13 protein-coding genes are annotated in these 20783 nt (G+C 56.7%); 4 read left to right on the forward strand and 9 right to left on the reverse strand.

What is annotated here, in order from left to right:
* Both Q0Z93_RS05005 and Q0Z93_RS05010 read right to left on the reverse strand, forming a co-directional pair.
* On the reverse strand, positions 1–1260 hold a 1260-nt coding region (locus tag Q0Z93_RS05005; RefSeq protein WP_298063286.1), incomplete at its 3' end, for an arginine decarboxylase.
* Between the two features lie 368 nt (positions 1261–1628).
* The gene (locus tag Q0Z93_RS05010) at positions 1629–2603 is read right to left on the reverse strand and encodes a deoxyhypusine synthase family protein (RefSeq protein WP_298063289.1); all 975 of its coding nucleotides are present in this window, start codon (positions 2601–2603) and stop codon (positions 1629–1631) included.
* A 216-nt stretch (positions 2604–2819) separates the two neighbouring features.
* On the opposite strand from Q0Z93_RS05010, the gene crcB reads away from it, so the two are divergent.
* Positions 2820–3200, forward strand: a complete 381-nt coding sequence (gene crcB / locus Q0Z93_RS05015) for a fluoride efflux transporter CrcB (RefSeq protein WP_298063291.1) — start codon at positions 2820–2822, stop codon at positions 3198–3200.
* Positions 3200–4213 (forward strand): phosphate acetyltransferase, encoded by a 1014-nt coding sequence (pta, locus tag Q0Z93_RS05020; RefSeq protein WP_298063293.1) that lies wholly within the window; start codon positions 3200–3202, stop codon positions 4211–4213. Before crcB ends, pta begins: the two co-directional genes overlap by 1 nt.
* Before the next feature lie 527 nt (positions 4214–4740).
* Here pta and Q0Z93_RS05025 read toward each other — a convergent pair.
* From Q0Z93_RS05025 to gcvP, 7 genes are all read right to left on the reverse strand, one after another.
* Positions 4741–5964: an acetate kinase gene (locus Q0Z93_RS05025; protein WP_298063295.1), complete on the reverse strand. Its 1224-nt coding sequence runs from the start codon at positions 5962–5964 to the stop codon at positions 4741–4743.
* A gap of 515 nt (positions 5965–6479) precedes the next feature.
* Positions 6480–8009: a glutamine-hydrolyzing GMP synthase gene (gene guaA / locus Q0Z93_RS05030; RefSeq protein ID WP_298063297.1), complete on the reverse strand. Its 1530-nt coding sequence runs from the start codon at positions 8007–8009 to the stop codon at positions 6480–6482.
* A 679-nt stretch (positions 8010–8688) separates the two neighbouring features.
* Positions 8689–9633, reverse strand: a complete 945-nt coding sequence (locus tag Q0Z93_RS05035; RefSeq protein WP_298063300.1) for a ribonuclease Z — start codon at positions 9631–9633, stop codon at positions 8689–8691.
* Positions 9634–9654: 21 nt separating this feature from the next.
* Positions 9655–11457 carry a 30S ribosomal protein S1 gene (gene rpsA, locus Q0Z93_RS05040; protein ID WP_298063303.1) on the reverse strand — a complete coding sequence of 601 codons (1803 nt, stop codon included), beginning with the start codon at positions 11455–11457 and terminating at the stop codon, positions 9655–9657.
* A gap of 141 nt (positions 11458–11598) precedes the next feature.
* Positions 11599–12279, reverse strand: coding sequence for a DUF5041 domain-containing protein (locus tag Q0Z93_RS05045; protein WP_298063306.1), 681 nt, complete (start codon positions 12277–12279; stop codon positions 11599–11601).
* A gap of 1171 nt (positions 12280–13450) precedes the next feature.
* Positions 13451–13852: a hypothetical protein gene (locus Q0Z93_RS05050; RefSeq protein WP_298063310.1), complete on the reverse strand. Its 402-nt coding sequence runs from the start codon at positions 13850–13852 to the stop codon at positions 13451–13453.
* Between the two features lie 372 nt (positions 13853–14224).
* Entirely contained in the window at positions 14225–17110 is a 2886-nt protein-coding gene (gene gcvP, locus Q0Z93_RS05055) for an aminomethyl-transferring glycine dehydrogenase (RefSeq protein WP_298063312.1), read from the reverse strand.
* Positions 17111–17617: 507 nt separating this feature from the next.
* On the opposite strand from gcvP, the gene Q0Z93_RS05060 reads away from it, so the two are divergent.
* Both Q0Z93_RS05060 and Q0Z93_RS05065 read left to right on the forward strand, forming a co-directional pair.
* Positions 17618–18814 carry a 5'-nucleotidase gene (locus tag Q0Z93_RS05060; RefSeq protein ID WP_298063314.1) on the forward strand — a complete coding sequence of 399 codons (1197 nt, stop codon included), beginning with the start codon at positions 17618–17620 and terminating at the stop codon, positions 18812–18814.
* A 665-nt stretch (positions 18815–19479) separates the two neighbouring features.
* Entirely contained in the window at positions 19480–20172 is a 693-nt protein-coding gene (locus Q0Z93_RS05065; RefSeq protein ID WP_298063317.1) for a YjjG family noncanonical pyrimidine nucleotidase, read from the forward strand.
* Positions 20173–20783: the final 611 nt, after the last annotated feature.

Here is a 20783-nt window from a genome sequence, read left to right on the forward strand (position 1 = left end):
CCCGTATCCCCCCAGCGACTCCTGATAAGCCCCCGTGTGGAAAAATCCGATGTACTGCGTGTCCCCCGGGCAGAGTTTCGGCAGGAAAATCGCGTTCTGATGCGCCTCGGCATTGTAGTAGTCCTCGCTGTCGCACGTCAGCCCTCCTAAGAAAATCCGCTGGTACTCCTTGTCCCAGTTGTTGATCGGCAGCATCATGTACCGCTGGTTGATCCCCCACGTGTCCGGCAGCGTCGTCATGAACGACGAGTCGATCATGTACCACAGCTCGCGGTCGTTCTGCTGCTTCTGGTTGATGATCGAGTATAAGGTCGCGCCGCTTTCCCCCACGGTGAACGATCCGAACTCGGTGAATAGGTTCGGCTCTGCGATTCCGTTCACGTTACAATAGGTCTTGATCTGGGCGACGATCTCTTCGGTCATGTATTCGTAGTCGTAGTCGAAAGCTAATGAGTTCTTGATCGGAAACCCGCCTCCGATATTCAGGGAGTCCAGCTCCGGACATACTCGCTTCAGCTCGCAATACACCGCTAAGCACTTCGACAGTTCGTTCCAGTAGTAAGCCGTGTCGCGAATCCCGGTGTTGATGAAGAAGTGCAGCATCTTGAGCCGGAATTTTTTGTTCGGTTTGATTTTTTCGAGGTAATAGCTCTTGATGTCGCGATACCGGATCCCGAGCCGTGAGGTGTAGAAGTCGAATTTGGGCTCCTCTTCCGATGCGATGCGGATGCCGATGTGGCACGGTTTCTTGATCGCCGCGTCCAACAGCTCGTGTTCTTCCTTGTTGTCGATCACGGGGATCGTGTTGATGAATCCGTTGTGGATCAGCCCGGCGATGTTCTCGACGTACTGCGGCCGCTTGTAGCCGTTGCAGACGATGTAGGTGTCTTTGTCCAACATCCCGCCGTCGTACAGGGCGTTGATGATGTGGATGTCGTAGGCGGACGAGGTCTCGAGGTTGATCTTGTTCTTGAGCGCCTCTTCGAGCACGAACGAGAAGTGCGAGCTTTTGGTGCAGTAGCAGTAGTTGTAGGTGCCTTTGTAGTCGACCTTGGCCATCGCCACGTTGAAGAGTTTCTTGGCTCGCTGTATCTGCGAACTGATCTTGGGCAGGTAGGTGATTTTCAGCGGGGTTCCGTACTGTTTGATGATGTCCATCAGCGGTACGTCGTGGAAGTTGAGGTTGTTGTCGACCACGGAAAATTCATCCTGCGGGAACTCGAAGGTTTGTTCGATCAGGTCGATGTATTTGTTTTTCATCTGTGGCGGATAGGACGGGTTAAGGGTCGTGCAACTGCGCTACTTCGGCCTTTTCGAGGCGATCCGTCCGTGCCGGATCCCGCAGGAGCGAAAAATGAAATGCAAATATGCAACCATTTTTCGGTTCTGCCACTATTGCGGCTGTAATTTTCAGCGGTTTGTCCGGACTTCCCGCCGGAATGGACGGAATTACCGTAGGATTATATTGCACTATGTTGCCTGGTACCGTTCTTTCTTTGAAAAGAAAGAACCAAAGAAACTTTGTGAAGCTACTCCTTTAGGCGCCGTAGCCCCAACAAAAAAGCGCGCTTCCCCCACGAAGGAAAAAGCGCGCCCATAAATACAGATCCGGATGCAATCCCAAGGAACTACCACCCCAGAATATAAGCGAACATCAGCGGCGCCACGATCGTCGCATCGCTCTCCACGATGAACTTCGGCGTATCGACATCTAACTTGCCCCACGTAATTTTTTCATTCGGAACCGCCCCCGAATACGACCCATAGGAAGTCGTCGAATCCGAGATCTGGCAGAAATACGCCCAGAACGGCGTCTCCTCCCAGCCCAAATCCTGATACATCATCGGCACGCAGCAGATCGGGAAATCCCCCGAAATCCCCCCCGCAATCTGGAAAAAGCCCACACCCTTTCCTCCGCAATTGTGTTTGTACCAGTCACACAGGAACATCATCGTCTCGATCCCCCCCTTGACCGTCGAAGCCTTCATCTCGCCCTTGATGACATACGACGTGAAGATATTGCCCATCGTCGAATCCTCCCAGCCCGGCACGATAATCGGCAGATTCTTTTCGCACGCCGCCAGCATCCAGCTGTTCTTCGGGTCGATCTCATAGTACTGTTCCAGCACCCCGCTGCGGATCAGCTTGTACATGAACTCATACGGCAGGTAGCGTTCTCCCCGTGCGTCCGCCTCTTTCCAAATCTTTTCCATGTGCCCCTGCAGCCGGCGGAAAGCCTCCTCTTCCGGAATGCAAGTGTCCGTCACCCGGTTCAGGTGATTGTCCAACAGCTCGCGTTCCTGCTGCGGCGTCAGGTCGCGGTAATGCGGCACCCGCTTGTAGTGCGAATGCGCCACTAAGTTCATCAAATCCTCCTCTAAATTCGCCCCCGTACAGGTGATAATCTGCACCTTGTCCTGCCGGATCATCTCTGCCAGCGAAATCCCCAATTCGGCCGTGGACATCGCCCCGCCGAGCGTGATCATCATCTTGCCCCCGGCATTCATATGCTCCTCATACGCCTTGGCCGCATCCACCAGCGCAGCGGCGTTGAAATGACGGTAATTGTGTGTAATGAACTGTGAAATCGGTCCTTTGCTCATCTTTAACGGGATTTAAAACATAAAACTGGCACGAAGGTACGATTTATTTTGCATAATGAATCCCTTTTCCCGCATCCCCGCATTAGCAGCCCGCCCGGAAGTGCCGCTCGAGGTGACTCCGGCCTGACAGCGGAAGATCGGGGGAGATTGCGGGAACGCTTGCAAGGGCCTAAAATAAACCGTACCTTTGTTAGCGTCGAACGAAAATTACGGATTATGTGGAGCAATCTGCTGTGGGTGGGGCTCGGCGGCTTCGCCGGATCGGTCTTGCGGTACGGCGTGGGGATCGGGATCGCCACGTTAGTTGCCATGCGCGGCGGAGGGGGACGCTTCCCGTGGGCGACTTTGGCAGTCAACGTCGTCGGATCGTTCTTGATCGGAATGCTGCTGCGATACGTCGAACAAGGATCGGCACAACATCTGCTGGGCGTGGTGGGTTTTTGCGGCGGGTTCACCACCTTTTCCACCTTTTCGCTCGAAAGCGTGCGGCTCATCCGCGACGGACACCACACCCTCGCTTTGGCATATATAGGTATGAGCCTCGTGCTGTGCATCGGGGCGACTTTCCTGGGAATGACAATAAAAACCACCAGATAATGGAACTTTTAGACAGAATCAGAGAACAGGCACGGTCCGCCAGACAGCGCATCGTGCTGCCGGAGGGCAATGAAGAGCGCACTATGCGCGCAGCGAACGAAGTCGTGGAACAGGGGATCGCCGACATCACACTGATCGGCAATCCGACCGAGTTGCGTGATTTGGCTGCGGACTGGGGGCTGGAACACGTTACCAACGGGGACATTCACATCGTCGATCCGGCCAATCATCCTAAGAAAGAGGCATATATCGACCTGATGCTGCAAATCCGCGCGGCGAAGGGATTGATCCGCGAGGATGCGGAACGACTGATTCTCAATCCGTTGTACCTGTCGGTGATGATGATCAAGGCGGGCGATGCGGACGGCGAAGTGGCGGGGGCGGGGAATGCGACGGGGGATGTACTTCGGCCGGCATTCCAGTACGTGAAGACCAAACCGGGCATTTCGGTGGTGTCGGGTGCGTTCATCATGTTGCTGAAAGACAAGCACTACGGGGAAAACGGGATGATGGTGTTTGCGGACTGTGCGGTGCATCCGAATCCGACGGCGCCGGAGCTGGCGCAAATCGCGGTAGAGACGGGCAAGACGACGCGGACGATCGTGGGCATGGAGCCGCGGATCGCGATGCTGAGCTTTTCGACCAAGGGGTCGGCCAAACATGAAATGGTGGACAAGGTGGTCGAGGCGACGCGTCTGGCGCAGGAGATGGCGCCGGACCTGAAGATCGACGGGGAACTTCAGGCGGATGCGGCGCTGGTGCCGGGCGTGGGGGCCAAGAAGGCGCCGGGGTCGAAGATTGCGGGGCGGGCCAATGTGCTGGTATTCCCGACTTTGGAGGTAGGAAACATTGCATATAAATTAGTGCAGCGTCTGGCGGATGCGGAAGCGATCGGGCCGATCCTGCAGGGGATGGCGGCGCCGATCAATGACCTCTCGCGGGGCTGCTCGGTGAGCGACATCGTCAATTTAGTGGCCATTACGGCTTGCCAGGCACAGGCGGAACATAAATAGATTCTTGATTTTCAATCGTCCGGTTTTTATTACTCCCTGCAGGTAACCGTACTAACAAACAACTTTCGCTTGGGCCGGGCCGGAGCCAGCGGGGCCGTTTAGGGTAGTTACAGCCCGGCTCGAGGCGATAAATAAATGTACGGGTTTTAATTGTTGCGATCCTTTTGTTAGGGTAAGAGAGCGCCCCATGGGGTACGGTACCGGACAAGCAAAAAACGGTCGGTAAAAATGCGGGGACAGTAAGAGTATATAATTGTGAAAATATAAAAAAACGATTATATACAAATTTACACCGATGGTAATCCAAAACCGCATAACCTTGCGGATTCCGATCGAAGCCCCCGCCTTGGCGGGGGCTTCGATCGGAATCCAATTTGCAAATGCGGCTTCGCCGCGAGAACCACGACCGACGGCGATGCAAATCCAATCACGAATTTAATTCGGTGTAAAATAGTGTATAGTTACCTAAAAAAGGGGGTGTGGTTCCGTTGGAAACCACACCCCCTTACTCATTAAAGTGTATCGTACTATTGCTGTTCCGGCCGTTTGCGCAACAGGCGGAAAGTGTCGGATGCGATTACGAGTTCCTCGTTGGTGGTGGCAACCACGACTTTGACCGGCGAGTTCGGGGTCGAAATAATGGCATCCTCTCCGTAAGCCGCATCGTTGGCCTGGTTATCGAGGTAGATACCCATGGATTCCAAGCCTTTGCATACCGTGTAGCGCAGTTTCGCCACATTTTCGGCGATCCCTCCCGTGAACACGATCATATCCGTACCTTCGAGCTCCGCCATATACGCTCCTACGAACCGTTTGATGCGGAACATGTACATGTCCAGCGCCAACTTGGCCCTGTCATTGCCGTTCTCAGCCGCTTCGCGCACGTCGCGCCAGTCCGAAGAAACCCCGCTGACCCCCAGCAATCCCGACTGTTTGTTGATCAGGTCGGTGGCCTTTTGGGTATTCAGCCCCTCTTTGTCCATAATATCCAGCAGTACGCCGGGATCGATTTCCCCGCTGCGGGTGCCCATCATCAGACCGTCCACCGTGGTGAATCCCATCGAGGTGTCGAACGACTTCCCGTCCTTGATCGCCGTAATGGAAGCCCCGTTACCGATGTGGCAGGTGATGATCTTGGAGTGCTCGAAGTCGAGGCCGGTCATCCCGCAGGCCTTTTGCGCCACGTATTTATGGCTGGTTCCGTGGAACCCGTACCGGCGGATGCGGTCTGCCTCGTAGTATTTGTACGGGATGGCATAGAGGTACGATTCCCGCGGCATGGTCTGGTGGAACGAGGTGTCGAATACGGCTACCTGCGGAATAGTGGGCAGCAGGCGCTCGATAGACAGAATCCCTTTGAGGTTCGCCGGATTGTGCAGCGGGGCGAGTTTGAAGCAGCTTTCGATCTGCTGTTTGACCGTCGGATTGACAATCGCGCTGTCGGAGAAGTATTCCCCGCCGTGCGTCACGCGGTGTCCGGCGGCCGAAATCTCGCTCAGGCTCCCGATCACGCCGTGGTGCTCGTCGATCAAGGCGTCGAGGATCAGGTTGATCCCGACCGAATGGTCGGGAATGCTTTGCACGAATTCGTATTTCGGTTTCCCGGTGGGTTTGTGGGTCAGGATGCCGTCGGTCAGGCCGATGCGTTCCACAACTCCTTTGGCGAGCAGCTGGTGTTCGCTCTGGCTGCTCATCCGGATCAATTGGTATTTGATGGAGGAGCTGCCGCAGTTCAATACGAGAATAATCATTTATGCTGTTTTTATGGGTTCGGTTTATTTCTACCCCGCTGGAGGGTTCGTTCTCTATTGTTCCTTAGTTCGACCTCGCGCCCACCCTTAAGGCTGAGCAAATTCCCGGTCGGAGTGCCCGGCGGCACCGCGGAGGCCGGCGATCCGAAAGATCGCAATGACAACAAATAACCGTAGGTTTTATTGTACGTGTTCGGGAGTGAACTGTTCTCTTTGTGAACAAAGAGAACCAGAAAAACTTTTTGAGATGCTAACGCATCTCTTGAACCTGCCGGGTACCCTTGTCTTTGATTCTTTTGGGGTGTGAGCAATAGCGGGCATTTAGGTAAGTAACGTCTTAAGCCCGCTATTGCCACACCCCAAAGAAAATGCAATGCAAAAGGACTGCGGAGCGTAAGGAGTAGCGCAGCTATCTCAAAAGTTCTTTGCGCCGCTTTCTTACAAGAAAGCGGCAGTTCCATCCGGCACAATGCAAAATAAACCTACGATAAAGTATATTAATCGCCTAAACAAAATCACTCCCACTCGATCGTTGCCGGCGGTTTCGACGAGACATCATACACTACCCGGTTGATCCCCCGCACCTTGTTGATAATATCATTCGACACCTTCGCCAACAGCTCGTACGGCAGATGCACCCAGTCCGCCGTCATGCCGTCCGTCGAAGTCACCGCCCGCAGCGCCACACACGACTCATACGTCCGTTCATCCCCCATCACCCCCACACTCTGCACCGGCAGCAGCATCACCCCCGCCTGCCACACCTTGTCATACCAACCCGCATCCCGCAAAGCCTGGATGAAGATCGCGTCCGCCTCTTGCAAAATGCGCACCTTCTCCCGGGTCACCTCCCCTAAAATTCTGATCCCCAGCCCCGGCCCCGGGAACGGATGCCGCCCCAAGAGCAAGTCCGACAAGCCCAGTTCGCGCCCGATCCGGCGCACCTCGTCCTTGAACAAAAGCCTCAGCGGCTCCACGATCCGCAGATTCATCTTCTCCGGCAGCCCTCCCACATTGTGGTGCGACTTGATCGTCACGCTCGGCCCGTTCACCGACACCGACTCGATCACATCCGGATAGATCGTCCCCTGCGCCAGCCACTTCACCCCCTTCAGTTTCTGCGCCTCCTCATCGAACACCTCGATAAAGTCACGTCCGATGATCTTCCGCTTCCGCTCCGGATCCGTCACCCCTTTCAAGTCCCCCAAAAACTTGTCCCCCGCATCGACCCCGATCACATTCAGCCCCATATTCTTGTAAGAATCCAGCACACTGGCGAACTCATTCTTGCGCAGCAAGCCCATGTCCACGAAGATACAGGTCAGATTCATCCCGACAGCCTTGTGCAGCAGCATCGCCGCCACCGACGAGTCCACCCCTCCCGACAAGCCCAGCACGACTTTATCATCTCCCAATTTTTCCCGCAGCCCGCGCACTGTCGTTTCGATATACGACGCCGGCGTCCAATCCTGCCGGCAGCCGCAGATATCCACCACGAAATGCCGTAAAAGCTTGATCCCCTCCGTCGAGTGGTAGACCTCGGGATGGAACTGAATCCCCCAAGTCTGTTCCCCCGCGATATGGAACGCCGCCACCCGCACATCCTCCGTACTCGCGATGATCTCGCAGCCGGTCGGCTCCTTGACGATCGTGTCCCCGTGCGACATCCACACTTGTGTCGGATCGCTCAAATCGCGGATCAGCGCATTGTTCCCCTCCACCTTCCTGAGCATGGCCCGGCCATATTCCCGTGAATTGCTCGGCGCCACCTCGCCCCCGAAATGGTGCGCCAGGTACTGCGCCCCGTAACACACCCCCAGCAAAGGCAGTTTACCCTTGATTCCGCCGAGGTCGATCTGCGGCGCCTCCTTGTCCCGCACCGAATACGGACTGCCCGACAGAATCACCCCTTTTACAGATGAATCGATCGCCGGGTAACGGTTGTACGGGTGTATCTCGCAATAGACATTCAGTTCGCGCACACGCCGCGCGATCAACTGCGTGTACTGCGATCCGAAGTCGAGTATCAATATCTTTTCCTGCATATAACGGTGTTTAGATTTTGGTCTTTTTGTTCATTGTAAGTCCAGTCATTGGCTGCTGTTGTTTCACTGCGCGTACCTATTGTGACTATGGGGTTGGGAACAGCGGTGCCGCTCAACACGCGATCCGCAGCCGTTGGCTGTTTTATGATCGTTTCTACCCCACACCTCTACCGACTTCGCTGCCGGTCAAACGGTTCTTCGCCCCTACGCACCGGTAAAAATCCGGTTCGACAGAACCGAGCGGGCCGCAGCCCCGGGCATGCGGAGGGCCGGTGCCGCTCGGCACTCGAGCCGAGCTGTAACTACCCGAAATATCTTCCGCGGGCTGCGGCCCTTTGCAAATCAAAAACGGTCTTTTTCCCGCGCGCTGGCGGAAATCCTGTCCAAAAGCGCAAGCTGCTTTTGAACGATTTCCTGCTCCAGCCGTCGCACGCGGGGCCGGTACCACTCAGCACGCGATCCGCACCCTTCGGGTGTTCTGCTGGCCTGCCGGCAACAAGATAAACTACCCCAAAGAAGGAAACCGCCCTCGGGCCGGGCGGGCCCCGCGTGCTCGCAGCGAGCGGGCGATACTTCGTATCGTTTGGGCCGGGACTACCCGAATCCCGCACGCGACCAATGAACCCATGCTAAAACACAAAATTACACCATTCGGCCGAAATATACACCAACTCCCCGCCTAAATCGAGCCGATTTTCAGCGAATGGTCTTTCTCCAAAGTCAGGACAAGCCCGTCGCGCCCCAGCACCGTGTCCGGGAATTCCCCCTGCGCCTCCGTCAAGAGTGGTTCCAGCTCCTTGTATCTGGCCGAATAGTGCCCCAACAGCAAATGGTGCACCCCTGCTTTTTTCGCCAGCCGGGCCGCCTGCAAGGCCGTGGAATGTCCCGTTTTCTCCGCCAGCGCCCGATCCGCATGCAGATAGGTCGCCTCGTGATAAAGCAAGTCCACCCCGCGCACGATCGAAGCCACCTTTCCCGAAGCCGTCGTGTCGCTGCAAAAAGCGTAGCTCCGCGCCTCGTACGGTCGATAAGTCGCCTCCGCCGCCGTGAGCGGCATCCCGTTCGCCAACACCGCATCCTCCCCCCGCTTCAATGCCGCCACCTGCAGCGGATCCAACCCGTATCCCTCGACCAAGTGCCGGTACACATTGAGTCCCGGCTCCCGTTCCCGGAACAGATAGCCGCAGCACGGCACGCGATGCCTCAAAGGCACACTGGTCACGGTCATCGTCCGGTTCGACCACACCTCCGCCGATAATCTGGCATCGATTTCCCGGATCTCCAACGGATACGGCAGCTCGATACCGAAAAACGAAAAATGCCCCTCCAACATCAAAGCGAAAGGCCTCGGCGCCACAATCGTCAGTGCCCGCTGCCGCCCCATCATCGCCATCGTCGAGAGCAGTCCGAAAATCCCGTACACATGATCCCCGTGTAAATGGGTGATGAAAATTGCATTGATTTTCAGCGGATTGATTCCATATCGTGCCATCTGGTACTGCGTCCCCTCCCCGCAGTCGATCAAAAAAAACTGCTCATGTACGTTCAGTACATGAGCAGTATGATGCCTGGAAGGCGTCGGCCGCGCCGAACTGCATCCCAGTATGGTCACCTGAAAGGTCATCCCGGCGAACTTAGAGAGGCCTTAGTTCTTCCCTTCCAGCTGCGCTTTGAGTTCAGCCAGCCCGGAAATGTCCCCCAGCGTGGTTTTTTCCATCGACGAAGAGAGTTTCTTCACCGCATCCTGCGTCGAGGCCTCTTTCACGGCATCTTCCTTTGCCTTAGCTTCTTCAAAGGTGCGGGTATGCGACAAGATAATCTTGCGATTGTTCTTTCCGAACTCCAGCACGCGGAATTCGAGGGTTTCCCCCTTGGTCGCCGTCGTTCCGTCGGCTTTCACCAACCCGCGACCCGGCACGAATCCTTCGCCCCCCTCGTTCAGCGTCACCACAGCCCCCTTGTCGTTGACCTCGGTGATCGTCCCCGTGTGGATCGAATCCGGCTTGTAGATGGTTTCATACACATCCCACGGATTTTCTTCCAGCTGTTTGTGCCCCAGACTGAGTCTGCGGTTTTCCTTGTCGATCTCGAGCACCTGTACGTCGATCATGGCGTCGATCTGGGTGAATTCCGACGGGTGTTTGATTTTCTTGGTCCAGCTCAGGTCGCTGATATGGATCAGGCCGTCCACCCCTTCCTCGAGTTCCACGAACACTCCGAAGTTGGTGAAGTTGCGCACCCGCGCACTATGCCGCGACCCTACCGGATATTTGGTTTCGATATTTTCCCACGGATCCGGCGTCAGCTGTTTGATACCCAGCGACATCTTGTGGTCTTCCCGATCCAAGGTCAGGATAACCGCTTCCACTTCGTCCCCGACTTTCATGAAGTCCTGTGCCGAACGCAGATGCTGCGACCAGCTCATTTCGCTCACATGGATCAAGCCTTCGACGCCCGGGGCGATTTCGATGAACGCACCGTAGTCCGCCATCACGACCACTTTCCCCTTGACTTTGTCGCCGACTTTGAGTTCCGAAGCCAGCGCATCCCACGGGTGCGGCGTCAGCTGTTTCAACCCTAATGCGATCCGTTTCTTGGCGTCGTCGAAGTCGAGGATCACCACGTTCAGTTTCTGATCCAGCTGCACGATCTCTTCCGGGTGATTCACACGGCCCCACGACAGGTCGGTAATATGGATCAGGCCATCGACCCCGCCGAGGTCGATAAAGACCCCGTAAGAGGTAATGTTCTTGACCGTCCCTTCGAGAATCTGCCCTTTTTCGAGCTTGCCGATAATGTCTTTTTTCTGCTGTTCGAGTTCGGCTTCGATCAGCGCTTTGTGCGACACGACCACGTTCCGGAACTCCTGGTTGATCTTCACCACCTTGAATTCCATGGTCTTGTCCACGTAAATATCGTAATCGCGGATCGGTTTCACATCGATTTGAGAACCCGGCAGGAAAGCTTCGATGCCGAATACGTCGACGATCATCCCCCCTTTCGTTCTGCACTTGATGTATCCTTTGATGATTTCGTCTTTTTCGAGCGCTTCGTTGACGCGATCCCACGAGCGGAGCTGACGTGCTTTCTTGTGCGAGAGGATCAGCTGGCCTTTTTTGTCTTCGGCCGATTCCACGTACACTTCGACTTTGTCACCCACTTTCAGATCCGCGTTGTAGCGGAATTCGCTGCTGGCGATCACTCCTTCCGATTTGAAGCCGATGTTGACCAGCACTTCGCGTTTGTCGATAGCGGTCACGGTACCTTCCAGCACTTCGCCCGCCTGAATGTTGGAAAGGGTCTGGTCGTATTCTGCGGCGATCTTTTCTTTCGATTCGCCGCCGTACAGGCCGGCTTCGGTTTCAAAAGCCTCCCAGTTGAACGATTCGACCGGAACCGATGCGTTAGAAGGTTTCTGTGCCTTCGTTTCTTCTGCGTTTGTAGTCATTTTGTCGATTTGAATGAAACTAAACGGGTTAGACATTATGTATTGACGCCTCTCGACAGCCGCCTCCGAAGACAGGGGCAGGTGCCGAAAGGCGTCGCAAAGGTACGATATTTTTTTTATTTACAAGCTGTTGTCGGGTTTTTAGCGTTTTTCGAGGCCGACGCGGATGACCCAATAGTGCGGCATGTTGTCGAAAGCCTGGTTATGCATATCCGCCGCCATTTCATTCTCCATACAAAAGCGATAGAGCGATGCGTGGTAACGTTCCGATAATTCCGCATCGTACCAGAACGCCCCGAACAGCATGACCGGTACTACCTTTCCGGCCTCCAATCCCTCGAACTTAAACGGCCGCGGCCGATAGCTATTAAATTTCTTGAAATCCGGCTTCGCTCTGTTGAATTTCAACAACTCGCCCCGCTGCCCCCTATCTTCCAGATCGCAATAAAACATGGCCGTCGAATCCGTTTTCGGCACTATCAGGAACTTAAGGCTTTTCACGTACGACGAATCCCGCTGCGACCAGATGTCCCCCAGCACTATCTTCCGCACCGGCCGCACCGAGTCGCGTCCGAAATATTCGTCGATTTGCACGACCACCCGCAAGGTCGTATCTCGTATGCCCGACAAATCGTATTTGCGGATATACATGCCTTTCAATTCCAGCAGTTCCTGCAAATCGGCAGTTTCGGTCTGCACTTCCCGCATCGGAAAAACGCCGGTTTGCGCCGGGGCTGGCTGAGCCGGCCGGACATTCTTTTTCGCAACGGCCGCTCCCGCCGACATCAGCGCCAGCAGTGACCAGCATAAAATCTTTTTCATCGTTATTTAGTAGTGTGGGTTAGAAATGTGTTGGTCAAAGGTACGGTAAATAAGCGATGTCTGGAATTGCGGCCATAGGTCGTGCGGGCCGGAGCCGCTCTGGCGGAGGCCTAGTGCCGCTCGGCACATGAACCGGGCTGGAACTACCCGAGGTCTCCCGGGCGTTCGACCCAGTGCCGCTGGGACGCTAAAGGACTTTTGGCTGTGATCTCCCTTTGTCGGGCCGCAGCCTCCCGCAGCGGAGGCCCGCAACTTCGTTGCTTAGCTCCGCAGGCTGCAACCCGAAGCTGGGCTTTATCCCACATGCCACTCGAAAGTGCTTTTCGACTGTGATCTCCTCATGTCAGGCCGGAGCCACCCCGGGCGCAGGCCCTGTGCCGCTCGGCACTCAAGCCGCAGCCGTTGGCTGTTTTATTGGCCGCCTCTACCCCAAAGCTTCCGCAGGCTCCGGCCGTTTTACTGTCGGAAGCTAAGTAAACCGCGGCCCGTTGGGTCGCGCGAGTCGCCGCCACCCCACGCGGCGCGAGCAACTTCGACGGTGCTTGTTGCTCTTTCCGCTGGCGGCGACCCGGTGCTATTCAGAATCATTCTTCGCCGCGCGCCGACGGAAATCCGGTTCGCAGAACCGGGCGGACTTCGCTCATGCCGCGGGGCACTTCCTTTCTTTGCCACCAAAGAAAGGAAGCAAAGAAAAGTGCCAGGAATCGGTTTCACCTTGTCGAAAGCCGGTCGTTCAGCCCGGCTTTCTCAAGTCAAAACGCGACATTCCCGGGGGTGCTTTCGCGCTCAGAAAAATACCTCGGCTGTGATTTCCCGTCAGGCCGGAGCTATCCCCGGGCGGAGGCCTGGTGCCACTGGGCACCCGAACCGGGCTGGAACTACCCCAATTCCGCAGGCTGTGGCCCTTTGCAGATCAAAAACAGTATTTGCCTATGCGTCGGGAAAATCCGGTTCGCAGAACCGGGCGGGCCGGACGCCTCCCCGTCGGGAGGCCCGCAACTCGACGGTGCTCGTTGCGTTCTCTCCCGGGCGTCCGACCCGATCACATTTAAATCCATCTCTGCCCGCACGCCAATAAACATTCATTGCCCGCGCGCTGGCGGAAATCTTGTTCAAAAGCAATTCATGCTTTTGAACGATTTCCTTCTCCAGACGTCGCGCGCGGGGCCGATCAACACGCGAACTGAACCGCCTTTACCTCTGCTGTCTCTCCTGCGCGCCAGCGAAATCTTATTTTAACAAACTGTCGTTTGTCGAAATGATTTCGCTCTTTAAGCGCAGCGCGCAGGAACTGCTCGGCACTCCAACCGCACCCTTCGGGTGTTTTATTGGCCTGCCGGCACCAAGATAACTCGTTCAAAAGGAGGGTACTGCCCTGCGCGGGCGGCGTCCGGGTGACCCCGGCGGGACAGGCGAAACTGCGTTTCGCTGGAACCAAAGCTCCCCCGAATAATTTCCGCGCGCCAGGAAAATCAATCGTTTTCAACGCGAGTTGAAAACGTCGATTTTCCTCTTTCGGCGTAGCGCGCAAAAGAACTGTTCTTTCCCGCGCGCTGGCGGAAATCTTGTTCAAAAGCGCAAGCTGCTTTTGAACGATTTCCTTCTCCAGCCGTCGCGCGCGGGCGCCACTTGGCACTCAAGCCGGGGAGTTTGCTCCGCCACAACAAAAGAGAACTACCCTCGGGCCGGGCAGCCGCGCTTAATAAGTTCTCTCAAACTCCAACAAAATCCACAACGGGGCCGCGCGCCGAGCAAAAAGTCGTACAAGCCCCAATTAAAAACTCCGAGAGGCGGCCCCGCGCCGGGCTTGCGATACTTCGTATCGCTTGGGCAGCCTCTACCCCAAGCCGGAACCGGACCGAGAAAACCCCATAAAAAATGCCGCATCGCCGGAACCGGAACTCTATCCAAGCCCAAATCCCCCCAAAAACACCGCAGCCAGAGCCTACCGATACGTTTCCAACGGTTCGCACGTGCAAACCAAATTCCTGTCCCCATACCCCGCATCAATCTTCGAGACATACGGCCAGAACTTGTTCTCCCGCACCCACGGCAGCGGGAACGCCGCCTGCATCCGCGAATACGAGTGCCCCCAGCCCTCTCCCGCCGCATCGGAATCGGCACCGCAGCACTCGAACGCCGTATGCGGAGCATTCTTCACGATATGATCCTCCCGCCCCACATTCGCCGCACATTCCGCCTTGATCGCAATCAACGTTTCGATAAACCGATCCAGCTCCGCCTTCGGTTCGCTTTCCGTCGGTTCCACCATCAGCGTATCGTGCACCGGGAACGACAGCGTCGGCGCATGGAAACCGTAGTCCATCATCCGCCGCGCAATATCCCCCGTTTCGACCCCGTAGTCCGCCCTGAAATTCCGGCAATCCACGATCATCTCATGCCCCACACGCCCCGTTTCGCCCGTGTAGACGATCCCGTAGTGTCCTTTCAAAGCACACGCCATGTAATTCGCCGCCACGATCGCCATCTCCGACGCCCGTCGCAACCCCTTCGCCCCCAGCATCTTGATATAGCCGTACGAGATGAGCTGCACTAATGCGCTCCCCCACGGTGCCGCCGAGACCGCCGTAATTCCCTCCGTGCCGCCCGTTTTCACAATGGAATGCGACGGCAGGAACGGGGTCAAATGTTTCGCCACCCCGATCGGCCCCACGCCCGGCCCCCCGCCGCCGTGCGGAATGGCGAACGTCTTGTGCAGGTTGAGATGACACACATCCGCCCCGATAAATCCCGGCGACGAAATGCCCACCAGCGCATTCATGTTCGCCCCGTCGAAATAGACCTGCCCCCCGTTCGCGTGGATAATATCGACGATCTCCTTGATCCGGCTCTCGAAAATCCCGTGCGTCGAAGGATAGGTAATCATCAGGCAAGCCAACTCCGCCGCATGTTCCTCCGCCTTGCTCCGCAAGTCGTCCACGTCCACATTTCCGTTCGCATCTGTGTCCACCACCACCACTTTCATCCCCGCCATCGCCGCCGACGCCGGATTGGTGCCGTGGGCCGAAGCCGGAATCAAGACCACCCGCCGCTGACTATCGCCCCGGCTGAGGTGGTAAGCCCGGATCACCATCAGGCCCGTGTATTCGCCCGCCGCGCCCGAATTGGGTTGCAGCGAGATCGCATCGAAGCCCGTAATCACCGCCAGATCATGCTCTAAACCCCGGATCATCTCCATATACCCCTCGGCCTGGTCCAGCGGCACGAACGGATGCACATTGCCCCATTCCGCCAGCGACAGCGGCATCATCGAAACCGCCGAGTTGAGCTTCATCGTGCACGACCCGAGCGAGATCATTGAGTCGGCCAGCGAAATGTCGCGCCGTTCCAACCGTTTGATATAGCGCATCAAGTCGGTTTCATTCCGGTACTTGCGGAACACCGGTTCGGTCAATATATCGCTCTCGCGCCGCAAAGCGCTGTTGAAAAAAATCCCCTCCTCGACCGCATCGACAGCCGGCACAGACTGTGCCCCCGCCTTTCCTGAGAGCGCCTCCGCAAAAATAGCGGCAATCGTATTCACTTCTGCCACCGTAGAGACCTCGTCGAAACTGATATGCACCACATCGTTCGCCGGATAGAACAGATTCAGCTTCTTGGCCAGCGCGATCGCCTCGATCCGTTCGACATCCTCGACCCGCACCTCGATCGTATCGAAATAGTCGTCCGACACCAATTCATACCCCAGCCCTTTGATCAGCTCCGCCGCCGCATGGGCGTGCGCGTGCGCATGCCGGGCAATCCGCCGCAAGCCCTCCGCCCCGTGATACACCGCATACATTCCCGCCATCGTCGCCAGCAGCGCCTGCGCCGTACAGATATTCGACGTAGCCCGCTCCCGCTTGATATGCTGTTCGCGCATCTGGAGCGCCATCCGCAAGGCCGGATTCCCTAACCGGTCGACCGACACCCCGATAATCCGCCCCGGCATATTCCGCTTATAGGCATCCCGAGTGGCCATATACCCCGCATGCGGCCCGCCGAATCCCATCGGAATCCCGAACCGCTGCGTAGAGCCCACCGCAATATCCGCCCCCCACTCACCCGGCGATTTGAGCAACACCAAAGACAATATATCCGCCGCCGCCGCCACCAACATCCCCCGTTCATGACATGCCGCCGCAAAAGCCGAATAGTCGGCTATGTGTCCATTGCACCCCGGGTACTGCACGATCGCTCCGAATTCCCTGCCGCTGAACTCGTATTCGCCGTACGCATCCACCGCCAACTCGATCCCGAGCGGCTCCGAGCGGGTCAGCAGCAAGTCCAAAATCTGCGGAAAGATATTTTCGTCCACGAACAACACGTTCCTCCCCTCTCTGACCGCCTCCCGCGACCGCAGGTTGAACATCATGATCATCGCTTCGGCCGCCGCCGTCGCCTCGTCCAAGAGCGAGCAGTTGGCCACCGGCAGCCCCGTCAGCGAGCTGATCACCGTCTGGAAATTGAGCAGCGCTTCCAGCCGCCCCTGCGAAATCTCGGCCTGATACGGCGTATAAGAGGTATACCACGCCGGATTCTCGAAGATATTGCGCATGATCGCCGCCGGGGTCGCCGTCCCATAGTATCCCATCCCGATCAAAGTCCGCAGCGGCTTGTTCTTCGCCCCCAGCTCGCGGATATGCGCCGCGAAATCGTACTCGCTCATCCCCTCTTCCGGCAGGGGGAGCGGCTTGGGCAGCTGGATCTGCGGCGGTACGACCTGGTCGATCAGTTCCGCAACCGATTTCACCCCGATTACGGAAAGCATTTCCCGCACCTCTTCCGGTCCATTGCCGATGTGGCGGTTTACAAATTGATCCTGAGCCATATATGTCATGTTTTTGAAGTCTTAGGAAAACAAAGATATATATAAAACGTGAACCACGGAAGAATGGGGTGACGGTTTTGGCAGACAGGCGGTTTGAGAAGGCGGCCTGAAAAACCGGACGCAACGGGAAGCAATTATATACTTTATTTTTTATTATATCCGCATTTTTCATTCACCCTTTTCCGGCTCGTGCCGCCTGGGGCTTTACAGTATTTCCCGTGGCTGCCCGTCGGCTGCCAACACCGCTTCCAAATCGCTTTCCTGCTTGTTTGTTACTGCGTTTTTGTCCACTTTCTCACATTTAATTGCTATCTTTACCCCTCATTGTTCTTTTAACGCACGCTTCAGCACAGAAAAGTTCCAGCCTATTTGAAGCATCAATCAAGGAAGCTCCTTGCGTTGCCGATACGGCACACGCTCGGGGCTATTCTTGATTGGGGCGGCTGGAACTGCCTCTGTGCTGGTAGTCTCTTGCCGTGTGCCTTTTTCATATAGTTTCCGAAAAAGATGCGCTACGGGATCTTTTTGTTTTTCTTATTCTTGCAGGTTTTCGGCGCCGGGGCGCAGGAGCATCAGAGACTGGTCGTCACACCGGGGAATTCCCCTCTGTTCGCCGCTGATCCGCTCACGAACCGTTACCGGGAGGGTTCGCTGGCGGCGGTGGCCGCCTTTGCCGAGGCGTGGCGGACGGAGCTGGGGGAGAAGAATCTTTTCCTTGTCGATATGCCGGTGCGGGAGCTGTCGTTGGGCGACCGTGTTTATGCGGCTCTGGCGGACAGCACGCTGCGCTCGAGAGTAATGCTCGCCGTCGGTTATGTGCCGGAGGGGGAAAAAGATTCGATACGGTCTCTGTTCGGCGTGACGCGCGGAGCGGTGGATTCGCTGGGCGAAACGGAATGGCTGGTGGCGGACAGATATACGGTGGACGGGCGTGCGGCGGTGCGGGTCAAACGGCAGGATTTCGGCGGGATTCGGCCTTTACGGGCTTTTGAAGAGCGGTTTGCGGCGGACGAAAAACGGGTGCGGCGGTTTTTTCTGGAGCCGGTGGCGGAGCTGGATACGACGATTTCGACCCGGGACGGATTTTTCGGGCCGTCGGCGTTCGCGGACTGGTTTCATCGGTTCCATTTCGATGTGGCGAAAGGGGCGGAGGTGTCGTTTTTTGCCCCGCCGGCGATGGACGCGACTCGGTTGAAGGGCTTTTTGTGTCTGAGCGATGTGCTGTCGCTGTTCCGGTTCGACAATCAGTTGGTGACGGTGCGCCTTTCCGGGCGGCAGCTGAAAGAATTTATGGAGAAGGTGTTCGGGATGCGGTTTTTCAAGATCGAGGGGCCGCAGTCGGACTTGGTGCGTTTGAAGGTGCCTTACTATCTGCATGACGACGTGGCGGGCATCCGGTTTCGGGTGGATCTGACGGCGCGCTATCATCACCGGGTGACGATCTACGAGACGGAGCGGGGCGAAAAGTTCGATCCGGAGAGGATTTATACGGTGGTGCTCAATTCGTTCCGGGCGCGGGATCTGGTGGAGATGGGGTTGGAGCCGGTGGTCGTGGCGGAGGATTACCGGCTGGCGCTGGCGCGGTGGATAGTGGCGCATCCGCATTTGTCGCCGAGGGCGCGGGATAACTGGTCGGCGGGGCCGGAACGGTGGGTGCGGGCGATTGCAGAACGGGAGAGGCGGACGATTTTCGAGAGGCGCTGAGGGGGCTGTGTCTCCCTGTATCGGGCGGGCGGCATCTCCAGCGGGCGGGCCTGGTGCTGCCGGGTATTCTTGCCGGGCTGTCGGATTTTAATCGTTTGGCGTTCTTCTCAGGCTGCGATCGTTTTATTAAACGTACGATTTATTACGACTATGATCTCCCCGTGTCAGGCCGGAGCCACCCCGGGGGGAGGCCCGGTGCCGCTCGGCACCCGAGCCGGGCTGTAATTACCCTTTTTTGGCCGGAGCCAGCGGGGCCCAACGAGCATGGCGAGTTGCAGGCCTCCGCAACCGGGGGCTCCGGCCTGACAAAGAAAGATCATTGAGATCAACCGCACTGTTTTTTCTGCACTATTTGCGACCGCAGGTCGGGTGGGCCGACGCCACCCCCAGCGGAGGGCCGGTGCCGCTCAGCACTCGAGCCGGGCTGTAACTACCCAAAATATCCTCCGCAGGCTGTGGACCGAAACCGAAGCTGTAATTGTCTCGCGCGCTGGCGGAAATCCTGTTCAAAAGCATAAATTGCTTTTGAACGATTTCCTATTCCAGCTGTCGCGCGCGGGGCCGGTGCCTGACGGCACGCAAAACAAACGGAGCGAAATGAAAAAGAACAGTACCCCGGCTGCCAAAGAAAAACAGATAATATCAGAGAATCCACGGAGATATTTATGAAATACAAGCACCTTTTTTTCGACTTAGACGACACGTTCTGGGATGTCCGCAGCAATCAGGAGGCGGCACAGCGCGAATTATTCTCCGTTTTCGGCATGGCAGATCATTTCCCGGATTTCGACACGTACTACCATACGTTCCGGGAGATCAACCAAAAGCTGTGGACGGAGTACCGGGACGGGATTGTGACCCGGGAGACGCTGCGCAACCAGCGGTTCGTGCGTCTGTTGGAGGCGGGGGGAATCCGCGACGAGCGGCTGGCGATGGATATGAGCAACGAATATCTGCGCATCTCGCCGACGTTCCATGCGCTGATGCCGCACTCGCTGGAGGTGCTGGAGTACCTACTCGGCAAAGGATATGCGATGTCGCTGATTACCAACGGATTCAACGAGGTGCAGTTCCGCAAGGTGGAGCACAGCGGGTTGAAAAAGTTTTTCCAGCGGATCACGACGTCGGAGTTCGCGGGGATCGGAAAACCGAATCCGGGGATTTTCGAGTATGCGATGCGCAAGGCGGAAGTGACGCCGGGAGAGTGTATTATGGTGGGGGACGATGTCTACACGGATATTTACGGGGCCTCGACGGCGGGGATGCCGTCGGTGTTCGTGAATCGGTCGGGGGCGGAGCATGACCAGCATCCGCTGTACGAGGTGCGGAGCCTGCTCGAACTGAAAGATATTTTTTAAACGGGTCGGTTAATAAAGCGGGGTCGCAGTCTGCGAAGTTGGGGTAGTTACAGTCCGGCTCGAGTGCCGAGCGGCACCGCCTGCCCGGCGTAAGGGCAGTTTTCTCTTTTTCGCGGCAAGCGGTACCGCGCGCGACGGATAGAGTAGGAAATCGTTCAAAAGCATGAATTGCTTTTGAACAGGATTTCCGCCAGCGCGCGGGCAAATACGTTTTTTAGTGGTAAAGAGGTCGCAGTCTGCGAAGTTGGGGGTAGTTACAGCCCGGCTCGAGTGCCGAGCGGCACCCTCCGCGGGGGGGAGGCTGCGGCCCGCCCGGTTCTGCGAACCTGAGTTTCTCGGTGCGCAAGCAAAGTACAGCTTATTTACAGAGAAAAAACGTCCCGGAGCCAGCGGAGTAGCAATGAGCTGTGCGAATTGCTCCCCTCCGCCTGAGGTGGCTCCGGGGCGTCATCGGGAGATCCCAGTCGAGCCGAATTCTGCCACTGTACAAGGCTATCCGCTTCATGGAATAACATTTTGCTTTGCCGCCTCGAGCCGGCGGGGCTTCTACTTTCTTTGCCACCAAAGAAAGTAGACAAAGAAAGTGTCTCCAGCCGGTTTCGCCTTGTCGG

Source organism: uncultured Rikenella sp., from assembly GCF_947628055.1.
In the GTDB taxonomy this organism is placed as follows: domain Bacteria; phylum Bacteroidota; class Bacteroidia; order Bacteroidales; family Rikenellaceae; genus Rikenella.

Coding starts and splice junctions, on each gene's coding strand:
- Q0Z93_RS05025 (WP_298063295.1), bottom strand. CDS start 5,964: ATGATTATTCTCGTATTGAACTGCGGCAGCTCCTCCATCAAATACCAA.
- Q0Z93_RS05010 (WP_298063289.1), bottom strand. CDS start 2,603: ATGAGCAAAGGACCGATTTCACAGTTCATTACACACAATTACCGTCAT.
- Q0Z93_RS05035 (WP_298063300.1), bottom strand. CDS start 9,633: ATGACCTTTCAGGTGACCATACTGGGATGCAGTTCGGCGCGGCCGACG.
- crcB (WP_298063291.1), top strand. CDS start 2,820: ATGTGGAGCAATCTGCTGTGGGTGGGGCTCGGCGGCTTCGCCGGATCG.
- Q0Z93_RS05065 (WP_298063317.1), top strand. CDS start 19,480: ATGAAATACAAGCACCTTTTTTTCGACTTAGACGACACGTTCTGGGAT.
- gcvP (WP_298063312.1), bottom strand. CDS start 17,110: ATGGCTCAGGATCAATTTGTAAACCGCCACATCGGCAATGGACCGGAA.
- rpsA (WP_298063303.1), bottom strand. CDS start 11,457: ATGACTACAAACGCAGAAGAAACGAAGGCACAGAAACCTTCTAACGCA.
- Q0Z93_RS05060 (WP_298063314.1), top strand. CDS start 17,618: ATGCGCTACGGGATCTTTTTGTTTTTCTTATTCTTGCAGGTTTTCGGC.
- pta (WP_298063293.1), top strand. CDS start 3,200: ATGGAACTTTTAGACAGAATCAGAGAACAGGCACGGTCCGCCAGACAG.
- guaA (WP_298063297.1), bottom strand. CDS start 8,009: ATGCAGGAAAAGATATTGATACTCGACTTCGGATCGCAGTACACGCAG.
- Q0Z93_RS05045 (WP_298063306.1), bottom strand. CDS start 12,279: ATGAAAAAGATTTTATGCTGGTCACTGCTGGCGCTGATGTCGGCGGGA.